Annotated in this window: 12 protein-coding genes; 4 read left to right on the forward strand and 8 right to left on the reverse strand. The window is 71.3% G+C overall.

What is annotated here, in order from left to right; genetic code table 11:
• Nucleotides 1–136 precede the first annotated feature (136 nt).
• From BLT62_RS00620 to BLT62_RS00630, 3 genes are all read right to left on the reverse strand, one after another.
• Nucleotides 137–1,714, reverse strand: a complete 1,578-nt coding sequence (locus tag BLT62_RS00620) for a leucyl aminopeptidase (protein ID WP_083362316.1) — start codon at nt 1,712–1,714, stop codon at nt 137–139.
• A gap of 166 nt (nt 1,715–1,880) precedes the next feature.
• Nucleotides 1,881–3,572, reverse strand: a complete 1,692-nt coding sequence (locus tag BLT62_RS00625) for an MFS transporter (protein WP_083362317.1) — start codon at nt 3,570–3,572, stop codon at nt 1,881–1,883.
• Between the two features lie 130 nt (nt 3,573–3,702).
• A complete protein-coding gene (locus BLT62_RS00630) occupies nt 3,703–4,062 on the reverse strand; it encodes a DoxX family protein (protein ID WP_083362318.1) in 360 nt (119 codons plus the stop codon).
• Between the two features lie 144 nt (nt 4,063–4,206).
• Here BLT62_RS00630 and BLT62_RS00635 point away from each other — a divergent pair, with 144 nt between their 5' ends.
• The 3 genes from BLT62_RS00635 to BLT62_RS00645 all read left to right on the forward strand — a co-directional run bounded on the left by BLT62_RS00635 (nt 4,207) and on the right by BLT62_RS00645 (nt 6,432).
• Nucleotides 4,207–4,605, forward strand: a complete 399-nt coding sequence (locus BLT62_RS00635) for a winged helix-turn-helix transcriptional regulator (protein ID WP_083365231.1) — start codon at nt 4,207–4,209, stop codon at nt 4,603–4,605.
• A 129-nt stretch (nt 4,606–4,734) separates the two neighbouring features.
• Complete coding sequence (locus BLT62_RS00640; protein ID WP_156786201.1) at nt 4,735–5,241, forward strand: SRPBCC domain-containing protein; 507 nt, start codon at nt 4,735–4,737, stop codon at nt 5,239–5,241.
• Nucleotides 5,242–5,331: 90 nt separating this feature from the next.
• Nucleotides 5,332–6,432 (forward strand): AI-2E family transporter, encoded by a 1,101-nt coding sequence (locus tag BLT62_RS00645; RefSeq protein ID WP_083362320.1) that lies wholly within the window; start codon nt 5,332–5,334, stop codon nt 6,430–6,432.
• 412 nt (nt 6,433–6,844) lie between these two features.
• Here BLT62_RS00645 and BLT62_RS00650 read toward each other — a convergent pair whose 3' ends face one another.
• The 5 genes from BLT62_RS00650 to BLT62_RS00670 all read right to left on the reverse strand — a co-directional run bounded on the left by BLT62_RS00650 (nt 6,845) and on the right by BLT62_RS00670 (nt 12,182).
• Nucleotides 6,845–9,151 (reverse strand): heavy metal translocating P-type ATPase, encoded by a 2,307-nt coding sequence (locus tag BLT62_RS00650; protein ID WP_083362321.1) that lies wholly within the window; start codon nt 9,149–9,151, stop codon nt 6,845–6,847.
• 103 nt (nt 9,152–9,254) lie between these two features.
• Entirely contained in the window at nt 9,255–10,652 is a 1,398-nt protein-coding gene (locus BLT62_RS00655) for an RNA polymerase sigma factor (protein ID WP_083362322.1), read from the reverse strand.
• Between the two features lie 112 nt (nt 10,653–10,764).
• Nucleotides 10,765–11,181, reverse strand: a complete 417-nt coding sequence (locus BLT62_RS00660; protein WP_083365232.1) for a YciI family protein — start codon at nt 11,179–11,181, stop codon at nt 10,765–10,767.
• Between the two features lie 153 nt (nt 11,182–11,334).
• A complete protein-coding gene (locus BLT62_RS00665) occupies nt 11,335–11,709 on the reverse strand; it encodes an ArsR/SmtB family transcription factor (RefSeq protein ID WP_083362323.1) in 375 nt (124 codons plus the stop codon).
• Nucleotides 11,706–12,182 carry an SRPBCC domain-containing protein gene (locus BLT62_RS00670; protein ID WP_083362324.1) on the reverse strand — a complete coding sequence of 159 codons (477 nt, stop codon included), beginning with the start codon at nt 12,180–12,182 and terminating at the stop codon, nt 11,706–11,708. Before BLT62_RS00670 ends, BLT62_RS00665 begins: the two co-directional genes overlap by 4 nt.
• 143 nt (nt 12,183–12,325) lie before the next feature.
• Here BLT62_RS00670 and BLT62_RS00675 point away from each other — a divergent pair, with 143 nt between their 5' ends.
• Entirely contained in the window at nt 12,326–13,612 is a 1,287-nt protein-coding gene (locus tag BLT62_RS00675) for a DUF6226 family protein (protein ID WP_083362325.1), read from the forward strand.
• Nucleotides 13,613–13,661: the final 49 nt, after the last annotated feature.

Raw genomic sequence — 13,661 nt, forward strand, 5'->3', positions numbered from 1 at the left:
ACGGGGGCGGTGTTGGCTTCGGTCGCTGGCGCTCCCTCGAGCCAACGTGCAGATGCACGTCGGCTGGAGGGAGCCGCGCCGCGACGAAGGAGCAGCGCAGCCCCTGAAGCCCGGGAGCCAACGTGGGCGGGCGCCCCTACTGAACGCGCGTGAAGTTCAGCGCGAAGTCGGCGAGCAGGCGTGCGCCGTAGCCGGTCGCCCCGGCCGAGCGCCACGCGTCGTCGGAGTCGGACTGCATCGTGCCGGCGATGTCCAGGTGCGCCCAGGGCAGCCCGTCCACGAACTCGTTGAGGAACAGTGCGGCGGTCGTCGCGCCGGCGAAGCGGCCGCCGATGTTGCCGAGGTCGGCGATGTCGGAGTCCAGCTGCTTGCGGTACTTCTTCTCCAGCGGCAGCTGCCAGGCCGGCTCGTCGACGGTGGCCGCCGCATCCAGCAGCTGGTCGACGACGTCCTGGTTGTTGCCGATCACGCCGGCCGTCGCCTGGCCGAGTGCCATCAGCACGGCGCCGGTGAGCGTGGCGATGTCGACGATCGCGTCGGGCTTCTCCTCCGCGGCGAGCGCGAGGGCATCCATCATGACCAGGCGGCCCTCGGCATCCGTGTTCTTCACCTCGACGGTGGTGCCGTTGCGGGCGATCAGCACGTCGCCGAGCTTGGTCGCCGTGCCGGAGGGCATGTTGTCGGTGCACATCAGGAAGCCGGTGACCTCGGTCTCCACGCCGAGGTCGCGGAGCGCGGTGAACGCGCCGAGCACGGCCGCCGCGCCGCCCATGTCCATCTTCATCAGCAGGTGCATGGGGTCGGAGGGCTTGAGGCTGATTCCGCCCGAGTCGTACATGATGCCCTTGCCGACGAGGGCCAGGTGGCCGCGCTCGGCGGGGGCACCGGATGCCGGCGTGTAGTGCAGCTTGACCATGCGCGGCTCTTCGTGGCTGCCGGCGTTGACGCCGAGCAGGCCGCCGCAGCCGAGCTCGATGAGCGCCTGCTTGTCGAACACCTCGGCACTGAAGCCGTGCTGGGCGGCCAGCTCGACGGCGAGGTCGGCGATGTTCGTGGCGGTCAGGTGGCCGGGAGGGTTGTTGCAGAGGTCGCGCGCGACGTTGGCGGCGCGGGCGCCGATCACGGCGTGGCGCACGGCCTCGGCGGCGCCGTCGATGTGGGCAGCGCCGCGCAGCTCGAGCGTCTCCAGCGCGGTGCCCTTCGGCTTCGCCTTGAGGGCGTTGAAGCGGTAGCGGGCCAGCAGCACGCCCTCGACGAGTGCGTCGACGCCGGCCGCGTCGAGCGCGGCAGAGGATCCGAGCGCGCTGATGGAGGCGAGGTCCAGCCCGATGCGGGCGTGGCTGGCCGCGGCGCGCGCGAAGGCGGCGCCGGCGTCGCGCAGGGCGTTCGCGGCGGCATCCGCTGCGTCGGCGTCGACCTGCTCACCCTCCAGCGCGGCCAGCTCGAGGCTGCCGAGCCCGACCGCGATCGCCAGGGCGCCGGATGCCGTGAGCACGGTCTGCGTCTGGCCGGCCTTGCCCTCGAAGCCGAGCGTCGCCAGCTGCTCGCGCGTGGCGCCGAGCTGCGGGGCGACGTCGCCTTCTGCGGCGACAAAGTAGCCCGTGGCGTCCAGCTCCGGCGAGAACTCGTCGACGAAGACCACCGTGGCGGGCGCCGCCTGGGAGGGCAGCCGGGCGAAGTCGCCCGGGATGAGGGTGTGGTCGAGTTCGGGCATTGGCGTCTCCTCGGTTCGGCGCGGTTCTTCTGCGCGGTTGTTCGGCGCAATTGTTCAGCGCTGTTCAGCGCAGTTGTTGAGCGCAATTGTTCAGCGCGGTGTCTCAGTGTGGTTCCTGCGGGCGGAGGCGTGAGCGTGGCCCGTACTCCTCAGGCTAACGCTGCGGCTAGCGCGCGTCGGCTTCGGCCGCGGCGATCTCCGCGTCGTCCCGCTCCTCGTCGCCGCGCCGCGGGTTGGTCTCCAGCAGCTCGGGCAGGTCGCCGGGCAGGCGGTTCGGCATCCGCCCCGCCGGCACGATCGCGAGCAGCGCGATGCCGGCCAGGCCGAGCAGCGAGATCTGCAGAGCGCGCAGGCGCGCCTCGGCGTTGATCTCGAACGCGGCATCCGCCTGGACCTGGTCCGCGGTCGTCGCATCGAGCACAACGGCCAGCTGCTCGTTGGTGAGGAAGTTGACGTTGTTCATGTCGACCTGCTCGATTAGCGAGGAGGGGATCTCCGGGTGGTCGTCGGCGGCGGTCTGGATGAGCGTGCCGAGCAGGGTCACGGCGAAGACGCTCGCGACGGCGATGCCGACGGAGCCGGACATGTTGTGCACGAGACCGCGCCAGGCGCCGACGTCGCCGGCGAGGCGCTTGGGGGCGGCGGAGAGCAGCGTGTTGAAGACGAGGGCGACGATCGAGCCCTGGCCAAGGCCGAGCGTGATGAGGCCGATCACCACGAACGCCTGGCCCCAGCCGTACTGGATGGTGAAGGCGAGCAGGATCAGTCCGAAGGCCACGACGACGAAGCCGGCGCGGGCGATCTGCCGCGGCGGGAAGCGCTTGTACAGGCTGGCGACGAAGGTGCTGGCCAGGAAGATGGACAGCGTGTAGGGGATGATCGCGAGCGAGGTCTCGAAGCTGGTGCGGCCCTGCACCACCTGCAGGTACAGCGGGATGAGGAAGTTCGCGGCGGTGCCGACGAAGAGCATCATCGCCATGCAGGCGGTGATCGCCTTCTCCTTGCTGCTCTTCAGCACGGCCAGGTCGAAGATGCGCGGCTTGCCGGCCTTCTGCTGCTTGCGGATCCAGGAGAAGAACAGCTGGCCGACGATGATGCCGGCCACGATCAGGACCGGGGCCGGCGAGACCCCGAGAATGTTGAACGGCGCGTCATCCGTCGCCAGAACGGCGCCCCAGCTGGCCAGGCCGCTGAAGCCGAAGCTGAGCAGGATCACCGACACGGCGGCGTAGAGCGCGCCCACCCAGTCGATGAGCAGGTCCTTCTGCGGCTCGATCCTCTTCAGCCGGAAGCTGAGGGCGAGGTTGATGACGGCGAGGCCGACGATGAGCGCGAACGACCAGCGCCAGCCGATCGTCGACGCGAAGGCGCCGGCGATGAGCAGCGCGAGCACGCCGGCCGCCGGGATGGCGGCGGCGAGCAGGCCGATCGAGCGGGCCTGCTGCTCGCCCTTGAAGTTGCTGGCGATGAACACGGTGAGGGCGGGCGCGATCAGGGCGATCACGGCACCGGATGCCGCCTGCGCCACGAACAGCATCGCCGGCGTCTGGGCGAGCGCCACGACCGCCATCGCCAGTCCGTGGATGACGACGGCGATCTGGAACACCAGGCGGGTGCCGAAGCGGGCGCCGATCTTGGCGCCGAGCAGGATGAACGCCGCCATGGCGAAGGTGCCCGCCGTGATCGCGGTGCCGACCGACGTGGCCGGCGTGTCCAGGTCGCTCGTGATGCCGGCCATCGACACGGTGAGCGCGTTCACGGCGAAGGACGCCTGGATCTGGGTGAGGACGACGACGATCAGGGGTAGCCACGAGGCTTTCGCCGCCACGTTGACGGCTGCACTGGACTTCGTGGACATTCGTTCCCCTCACTCATGGACGGTGCGCCGTGACCGTGCACCGGAGCATCGCTGCCCCCTGATTACTCGCGATGCTAGCGCAGACGACACGCCGCGCCCCGCACGCCCCGCCGCGCCCCGCAGGCCGTTCTTAGACGAGCCAGAGCACCCCGACGGCCAGTGCGAAGACGGCGAGCACGCCGTTGATCGGCAGCGAGGAGAACTCCCGGCGGCGCACGTGCACGACGGCGGCCACGATCTGCACGAGGACGAGTGCGAAGGCGGCGACGACCGTGAGCCACGGCAGGATCCCGGTTGCCTGCGGCAGGACGAGGCCCAGGCCGCCGAGGACCTCGAGCACGCCGATGGTCTTCACCTGGCTCGGCTTGAAGCTGTTCACCCACGGCATCTTCGTGCCGATCGTCTCGTAGGGCGTCGTGGCCTTCATGAACCCGGCCAGCAGGTAGAGGGCGGCGAGGACGCCGGTGGCGATCCAGAGTGCGATGGTCATGTGTTCTCCCAGAGTCGGTGGATGCGGGCATCCGATGGTTACGATTAGTGAGTAACGCACGGACAGTCAGTCATCATTCCGCACTGGGGCCCTGCACTTCTCGGTGCGTCACGCACCTGAAGGTAAGTAATGGAGGCGTTCGACATGGCTGAGACAGGCATCGATGGGACCCTGGAGGACCGGGGGCCGTGCAGCGCCGGCCATTCGGGCAGCGGCCTGATCAAGGACGTGCTGGCCCGCATCGGCGACAAGTGGAGCCTGCTCGTCATCGGCATGCTCGACGCCGGCCCGCAGCGCTTCACCGCGCTTCACCGCAACGTGACCGGCATCTCGCACCGCATGCTCACCCACACCCTGCGCCAGCTACAGCGCGACGGGCTCGTCTCGCGCACCAGCTACCCCGAGATTCCGCCGCGCGTCGAGTACGAGGTCACGCCGCTCGGGCGCACCCTGATCGAGCCGGTGCTCGGCCTCGTGCGCTGGGCGGATGCCCACCACGACGAGATCCAGCAGAGCAGGGCGGCGTACGACGCGGAGCTCTGAGAGCTCGCCCCGCGCCGGGCGAATTATTCCTTGCCCTTCGCCAGCATCGTGGGGGTAGCCTGAAGCAAAGAATGACTCGGTGGGGTGTTGTTCCCCCGGGCCTGGCAACTGCAGCACGCGGAGGTCGACATGTCACCCAAGCCCACCGGACGATTCGCCCACCGCGATGACGGCCTCTACCTGCTGCTGGACCGGCTCTTCGCCGCACCGATCGCGGACGTCTGGTTCAGCCTGACGAATCCGCACGAGATGGAGAAGTGGATCGGCACCTACACCGGGCAGCCGTACACGGGCGGGGTCAAGTTCCGCATGACCAGCGAGCCGGAGGCCGAGTGGGAGTACGTGAGCATCCTGGAGTGCCACGCCCCGCACAGCTTCCTGGCCGAGTCGCGGGAGGGGCCGGACAAGATGCGCGTGTTCTGCCACCTCACCGAGGCCGGCGGCCTGACCACGCTGACCCTCGGCCAGCGCCTGCACAACCCCACTGAGGCCGCGACCATGGGCCCCGGCTGGGACTACTACCTCGACCGGCTGATCGCCGCCCGTGCGGGCAAGACGCTGCCGGAGTGGGAGCACTACTACCCCGCGCACGCCAGCTATTACAAGGAGCTGGTGGTTCCCGGCAAGAGCGCGTAGGCGCGTCAACGCGGCATCCGCTCCCCCGGCAGGACATACTGTTGGCAACGAGTCGGTCGCCACGAGGCTGCCACAACGAGGGGGCCACCCATGCCACGCGGAACGATCGTGCACCGCGCACGCGCAGAGCAGCACAACCCGAAGCCGAGCATGTTCCACGAGCACCCGCTGCGCTGGGGCTTCACGGTGACGATCGGCGTGCTCATCGCGCTGGTGCTCGCGCTCACGCTGTTCAACCTCAGCTCGGTGCTGATCTCGGTTTTCGCCGCGCTGTTCATCGCCCTCGGGCTCGACCCACTGCTGCGTTGGTTCCAGAAGCTCGGGCTGCCGCGGGGCTGGGCGATCGTCACCGTGATCGCGCTCATCGTCGGGCTGATCGCCACGATCCTGCTCATCGTGATCCCGTTCCTGGTCGGTCAGATCCAGGAATTCGTGCGCACAGTGCCCGCGCAGTTCGCTGCGCTGGAGTCGAGCGGCTGGTTCGCCCAGCTCGACGAACGCACCGGCGGCGTCATCGGCAACATCACCGACTGGGCCCAGAAGACGATCTCCGACCCGAAGTTCTGGGCGACGATCGGCGGCGGGGCGCTGCAGGTGGGCGTCGCCGTGACGGATGCCGTGAGCAGCGCCTTCTTCGTCGCGGTGCTCACCATCTGGTTCGTGGCGGGCCTCGACACCATGAAGATCGCCGCCTACTCGCTCGTCGCGGCATCCCACCGTGAGGTGTTCAGCGGGTACGCCAACAGGATCTTGGACTCGGTCGGACGCTACCTGAGCGGCATGGTCGTGCTGGCGTTCATCAACTCGGTGTTCAGCGTGATCGTGCTCAGCCTGGTCGGCGTGAGCTTCGCGTTCATCGTCGGCGTCATCGTGTTCTTCATCACGCTGATCCCGCTCATCGGTACGGTCATCACGACGGCGTTCATGACGGTCATCGCGCTCTTCGTCTCGCCGACGGCGGCACTGATCACCCTGATCTCGATGCTGATCTACATGCAGGTGGAGGCGTACATCCTCACCCCGCGCGTGATGAGCAAGGCGGTGCAGGTGCCCGGCTCGATCGTGCTGATCTCGGCCCTCGCCGGCGGCACGCTGGCCGGCCTCGGCGGCGCGCTCGTGGCGATCCCGATCTCGGCCGGCATCATCCTGCTGATCCGCGAGGTGCTGATCCCGGCGAAGGCCCGCAGCTAGGGGATCCCGCGGCTCCCCTCCCCACGTCGACTCCCCTCCCCACGTCGGCTGAGGGAGCGAGGAACGAGCGACCGAAGCCCCGGAGCCAACCCGAACCGCTGGTCGAGTAGCGAGGAACGAGCGTATCGAGACCCCGCACGAGAGACGGTCTCCCGCCGGAAACCGGGTCTCGATACGGCCCTAGCGGGCCTACTCGACCACCGGGAGATCTGCACGTCGGCTCGAGGGCGCCGGTCTCGCGCGGTTGGCTTCGGTCGCTGGCGCTCCCTCGAGCCAACGGGACTGGGTCGACCCGCGCCGCCCCTCCGCTCCCCACGTCGGCTGGAGGGCGCCGCGCCGCGACGAAGGAGCAGCGCAGCGCCCGAAGCCCCGAGCGGATCCACGGACACCGCAGCCTGCGGCATCCGCGCGATCAGGCGACCGGCGCGCGCTGCCCGCGCACGGCCGGGGCGAGGCGCGCGGGGTCGAGGTTGATGCGGCGCAGCAGCTGGGCGTTCAGCGCGACGACGATCGTCGAGAGCGACATCAGCACGGCTCCTGCCGCGGGCGAGAGCACGAAGCCGACCCCGGCCAGCACTCCGGCGGCCAGCGGCACCGAGATGACGTTGTAGCCGGCCGCCCAGACCAGGTTCTGGATCATCTTGCGGTAGCTCGCGTGCGAGAGCTCGATGATCGAGAGCACGGCCCGCGGGTCGTTGGCGGCCAGCACGACGCCGGCCGACTCGACGGCCACGTCGGTTCCGGCTCCGATCGCGATGCCGACGTCGGCGCGGGCCAGCGCGGGGGCGTCGTTCACGCCGTCGCCGACCATCGCCACCGTGAGTCCGCGCGCCTGCAGCTCGGCCACCTGCGCGGCCTTGTCGCCGGGCAGCACCTCGGCGAACACCTCGTCGATGTCGAGGTCGGCGCCGACCGCATCCGCCACCTGCTTGGCGTCACCCGTGATCATGGCGACCCGGATGCCGCGCGCGTGCAGTGCCGCGATGGCCGCGCGCGACTCGGCGCGCACCTCGTCCTGCAGGGCGAAGGCGCCCAGCACAGCGGCCGCGGGCACGGCTGCCGCGGGCACGGCTGCCGCGGGCACGGCTGCCGCGGCGGAGCCGGCGCGCACCAGGTACAGCACGGAGGCGCCGCGGGCCTTCCACCCGTCGACCTCCTGCTGCATTTCGGCCGGCACCTCGAGGTTCTCGTCCGCGAGCAGGCGCGGGCCGCCGACCGCGTACTCGGCGCCGTCGACGACGGCGCGCACGCCGATGCCGGTGAGGGAACGGAAGTCGGCGACGTGGCCGAAGCGCGCCTCGTCCTCTGGCGCGGCGGCATCCGCACGCTGGGCGGCCTCGGCGAGCGCGGCGGCCACGATGGCGCGGGCCACCGGGTGCTCGCTCGACTGCTCGGTCGCGGCGGCCAGGCGCAGCACCTCGCCGCGCTGCTGACCGCCGGCGACGGCGACATCCGTCACCGCGTGCTCGCCCTTGGTGAGGGTGCCGGTCTTGTCGAACAGCACGACCTCGACGTGGCGCATGCGCTCGAGGGCGAGGCGGTTCTTCACGAGCACGCCGGCGCGGGCCGCGCGCTCGGTCGAGATCGCGATGACCAGCGGGATCGCCAGGCCGAGGGCGTGCGGGCAGGCGATCACGAGCACCGTGACGGTGCGGGTGATGGCGTCGTCGACGCTGCCGAGCAGCATCCAGGCGATGAAGGTGAGGACGCCGGCCCCGGCGGCGAAGTAGAACAGCAGCGCCGCGGCGCGGTCGGCGAGCGCCTGGGCGCGCGAGCTGGAGGCCTGGGCCTCGGCGACGAGGCGCTGGATGCCGGCGAGCGCGGTCTGGTCGCCGACGGCGGTCACCCGCACCCGGATGGCGCTGTCGGTGGCGACGGTGCCGGCCACGACCGTGTCGCCGACGGCGCGCGGCACGGCGGCGGACTCCCCCGTGATCATCGACTCGTCGAGTTCGGCGGCGCCGTCGACGATCACGCCGTCGGCCGGGACGCGGGCACCGGAGCGCACGAGCACGACGTCGCCGGCGGCGAGCTCGCCGATGGCCACCTCGGTGATGTCGTTGCTGGTGGCGGCGCCGTTGACTCTCTCGGCGGTGTCCGGCAGCAGGGCCGCGAGGGCGTCGAGGGCCCCGGATGCCGCGCCGAGTGCCCGCATCTCGATCCAGTGGCCGAGCAGCATGATGACGATGAGGAGCGCGAGCTCCCACCAGAAGTCGAGGTCGAGCCCCCAGCCGAGGCTCGTCGCCCAGGAGGCGATGAAGGCGACCGAGATCGCCATCGAGATGAGCGTCATCATGCCGGGCTGGCGGCTCTTGAGCTCGCGCACCGCGCCCTGCAGGAAGGGCAGGCCGCCGTAGAAGAAGATGACGGTGCCGAGCACCGGGGCGATCCAGGTGGATCCGGGGAACTCGGGCAGGTGGTAGCCGAGCAGGTGCGCGACCATCGGGCTGAAGATCACGACGGGGATGGAGAGCACCAGGCTCCACCAGAACTTGTCGCGGAACATCGCGACGCTGTGCCCGGCGTGCTCGCCATGCGAGTGCACGGCGTGGTCGTCCATGTCGTGGCCGGCGTGGCCGCTCATGTCGTGGCCGGCGTGCTCGTGGGCGGCCATGTCGTGGGCACCGTGCTCGTGCGAGCCCGGGTAGTGGCCGGTCATCTCGTGGCTGGCATGGCTCGTGTGCGCGTCATCCGCCCCGTGTCGTGTCTCGTTCTGCATGGCGCATTCCCTCCGTCAGACGATTCAACCATATACCCCCTAGGGGTATTCCGGGCTGGTTGGGCGGCGCGGTGGGCCGGAACGGTCGCAGAGCGGATGCCGCTCAGCCGCGTCGCGGTCCGAGCGCACGGGCCCGGTTCAGCAGCAGGGCGCGGTCTCGCTCGTTGCCGGCGAGCGCCGCCGCGCGCTCGTACTCCTCCCGAGCTTCCTCCCGCCGACCCAGTTTCTGCAAGAGGTCGGCGCGCACGCTCGGCAGCAGGTGGTAGCCGGCGAGCCGGCCCTCGGCGACGAGCGCGTCCACCAGCACGAGCCCGACGGCCGGCCCGCGCGCCATCGCGAGCGCGACCGCGCGGTTGAGGTCGACGACGGGCGAGGGCACCCGCCGGGCCAGCCGCGCATAGATGTCGGCGATCTGCGCCCAGTCGGTGGCATCCGCCGTCAGCGCGCGGGCATGGCAGGCGGCGATCTCGGCCTGCAGCTGGTAGCCCCCGGGCTCGGTCCCGCGGGCGGCCGCGCAGCGCTCCGCCCGCTCGAGGGCGGCGAGGCCGCGCCGGATCAGCAGCTGGTTCCAGCGGCCGCGGTCCTGTTCGAGCAGCAGGATCGGCTCGCCCTCCCGCGTGGTGCGCGCGCCCAGCCGCGAGGACTGGATCTCCATCAGGGCGACGAGCCCGTGCACCTCGGGCTCCCGCGGCAGCAGCTCGGCGAGCACGCGGCCGAGCCGCAGAGCCTCCCGGCAGAGCTCCGGCCGCATCCAGTCGTCGCCGGAGCTGGCCGAGTAGCCCTCGTTGTAGATCAGGTAGACCACGGCGAGCACCGAGTCGAGCCGGGCGGCGAACTCGGCCCGCTCCGGCACCTCGAACGGCACCCCGGCGGCGGTCAGCGCCTTCTTGGCGCGCACGATGCGCTGCTGAATGGTCGCGGTCGGCACGACGAAGGCCCGGGCGATCTGCTCGGCCGTGAGCCCGCCGAGCAGGCGCAGGGTGAGCGCGACCCGGGCGTCGCGGCCGAGCACCGGGTGGCAGGCGATGAAGATCAGCCGCAGCAGCTCGTCGTCGATCGGCTGCAGCACGGCGAGGTCCGGTCGGGTCTGCACCGACAGCGGGGCCCCGGCCAGCGCGCTCGCGGCGGCGGCGGCCGGCGCGGTTCCGGATGCCGCGGCGGCCGCCTCGGCCGCGGCATCCGCGACCCGCAGCTCCTCGGCGAGCGCCGCGGCCCGGTGCTCGAACGCGGCCTGCCGGCGCCACTGGTCGATCGCCCGGCGCTTGGCGACGGTGGTGAGCCAGGCCCCCGGGTTGCGTGGGACGCCGGAGCGCGGCCACTGCTCGAGCGCGTCGACGAGGGCGTCCTGGGCCAGTTCCTCGGCCTGGCCGACGTCACCGGCAAAGCGCACCAGCGTGGCGATCAGGCGGCCGGACTCGATCCGCCACACGGCCTCGACGGCGCGGCGCGCGGATGCCGCGGCCTGCGCAGCGTCCGGCGCGTCCGCGGCGGCGCCCGTCATCCGGCACCCCTGCTGCTGTGCACGCGCATGCCGCCGTGCGCCAGTTCGCAGGCCTCCGCGCCACATGGTGTGGCGCGGAGCACCACGAACTGGCGCAGGGCGGCGGCGTGGCTCACGCGGTGCGCGACGTGCCCATCTCCTCGCGCCAGGCCTTCTCCTTCTGCACGTACTCGTTGCTCTGGTCGAAGTCGGCGAGCTCGAACACCTGGCGCACCTCCACCTGGCCCTCCGGCAGCGGGATGCGCTTGGCCCACTCGATCGCCTCCTCCTTGGAGGCGACGTCGATGATCCAGAAGCCGGCCAGCAGCTCCTTCGACTCGGTGAACGGGCCGTCGACCACGGTGCGGTCGTCGCCGTCATAGGTCAGGCGCACGCCCTCCGACGTCGGGTGCAGGCCCTCGCCGGCCAGGATCACGCCGGCCTTGAGGAGCTCCTCGTTGTACGCGCCCATCCGGTTGAGCGCCTCCTCCTCCGGGCCGTTGGTGACGGAGTTGGACTCGTCGGACTGCAGCAGCATCATGAACTTCATGGTCATACCCTCTCGATCGGTGTGAGGCAGAACCGCCTCACACCCAGACGTCGAACGGGCGGGGCCCGGATCGACACGGCATCCGAAATTCTCCGAAAAGTTTTCGGTTGGCTCCACAGTACGAGCCCGGATGCCGCCGCGACAGTGCCCCGGCTACTCCCCGCGCCGCTCTGCACCCGCCTCGGCGGGTGCAGCGGCCTCCGCGGCGGCCTTGATCGAGGCGAGCCGCTCATCCCAGCCGCTGGCCACCCGCTCGAGCCGCCGTGCGGCCTCGCCGAGCGCGGCGCCGACGGCCCGGTAGCGCAGCTCGCGGCCGTGCCGCTCGGCCTCGACCAGGCCGGCTCCGCGCAGCACCTCGAGCTGCTTGGCGAGGGCCTGCCTGCTGATCGGGAACTCCGTGCTCAGTGCCGACGCTGAGGCCGGCTCCGCGCCCAGTCGCACCAGGATCTGCCATCGGGTGTCGTCGCCGAGGGCGGCGAAGACGGCGGTCAGCGGGGCCGGCCGGGCCCCAGACGGCGCAGCACTCATACCGCGGCCGCTTCGAGGTGGGCCTTGGCCGCGTCGAGCTCGACCTCCCAGCCCTCCGTGTTGTTCTCGAGGGCGGCGCGGCGCTTGGCCGCGTCGACGGGGAGCGCGGCGAACCCGGTCTCCAGCACGCGCAGGGTGACGCCGCCCGGCCGCTCGCTGATCCAGAACTCGACGAGGGTCGTCGCCTCCGTGGCATCCGAGCCCGAGCGGTCGACGCCCTCGAGGTTGAACCATCGGAAGGCGGCGTAGCGCGGGGGCTCGAGGGCGACGGTGCGCAGCGGGAACTCGCCGTACGTCGGGTCAATCACCACGACGTAGCCGTCCTCCTGGCGGATCTCGTGCTCGACGACGGTGCCGGTGTTGATGTACCAGCCCGGCTCCGCGATCAGCGCCCAGACCCTCTCGGCACTGGCGTCAATCTCGATGCTGCGCTCGATGCTGTCCAGCTCGTCGCGCTCCACTGTCTCGGTCATGGTGAATCCCTTCCTCGACCTGCAACCACATAATTGCACGACGAAACGCGTCCTGCAACCGTTTGTTTGCACGTCTGTGTGCGGCGGCATCCGTCGGGCCGGCGCGCTGCCGCTGCCACCGCCACCGCCGCTAGGCTCTGGCCATGAGCGCGCAGGAGGATCTGTTCGACGGCCCGGCCGTGCCAATGCCGGAGCCCGGTGGCGGCAGCTTCGGCTGGGCGATCTTTAGCGCGGAGGCGGATGCCGCACCCGTCGCCGTCCCGGCCCCGGTTCGCCACGTCGAGGGCTACACCCCCTTCCTCGCCTTCGCGCGGGAACACGGGGTCAGCCCCGCCGGTCTCGCCGGCGACCCGCTCGCCCTGCTGCGCTTCGCCCAGAGGCACAGCGCCGCGCTGAACGAGGACCCGCGGCTGCGCGCGGCGGCGACGGTCTTCCTCGGCAACACCATCGCCGCACTGCGGACAGATGCGAACTGGCGCGCGATCGGGGTGGGGCGGCCGGGCGAGGTCGGTGCCGGGCGGATGAGCTTTGACGTCGGGAGCATTCTCGATGCGATCACCGCGATACCGCCGAACAGCGCCGGCACGGTCGCGGGCTCCGACACACCGCCGCCAGAGGGCGCCGCCGCGATGCTCGCTGAGTGGGCCGCCGCAGAACAGGACGACGCACGCGACGCCGCCGCGCAGGAGCGCCGGCTTGAGCGACTGCGCGCCTGGTCGGCGCCGCAGCCCGCGCCATCCGGGGCTCCGCGCTACACCCGGCCGATCCTGCCCGCAACCGACTACTCCGATACCGCTGGGCAGCCGATCCCCTATGGCAACCGCTGGGGCGCGGACGGCCCGGACCCCGACAGCTACAGCCGGGTCAGCCACCCCGAGCGCTTCGCCGGGCTGCACACCGTCACGAACGCCCTGATCGACTATCTCCAGCAGGCCTACGCGGTGAGCGTGCGGCGCGAGAGCGCGGTGCCCGACGCCCCCGGCGGCGGCTTCGACCCGCCGCTGCTGCACGCGCAGGACGACGTGGTCGAGGTCGTGCGGGTCGTCCCGGAGAGCCCGGATGCCGCGCCGCTCAGCTTCGCGTTCACCGCGTTCCCCGGCGTCTTCGTCGAGGCCGGCGTGCTGCACACCTTCCCGCACCCGATCTGCGGCTGCGACGCCTGCGACGACACCGTCGAGGCGCAGGCCGAGGAGCTCGAGGAGCTCGTGCTGGCGGTGGTGAACGGCGCCTACGCGGAGGAGCTGGGCTCCGGGCCGGGCGCCGAGGTGAGCCACAGCCTCGTGTTCTTCGACGAGGACGGGGCACAGACCGGCTCCCGCAGCGGCAGCGGGGGCGCCCCGACGACGGTGTCGGCCGAGCGGCTGGCTGCGGCATCCGCCACCCTGGCCGCACTGCCCCACGGCTGGCGGGCCTGGCCGCGGCGCGGCTGAACCCTCCTACGCCAGTTCAGCACGGAGTGCGCCAGCTCAGCTGGCGCAC

The organism is Microterricola viridarii (genome assembly GCF_900104895.1).
In the GTDB taxonomy this organism is placed as follows: domain Bacteria; phylum Actinomycetota; class Actinomycetes; order Actinomycetales; family Microbacteriaceae; genus Microterricola; species Microterricola viridarii.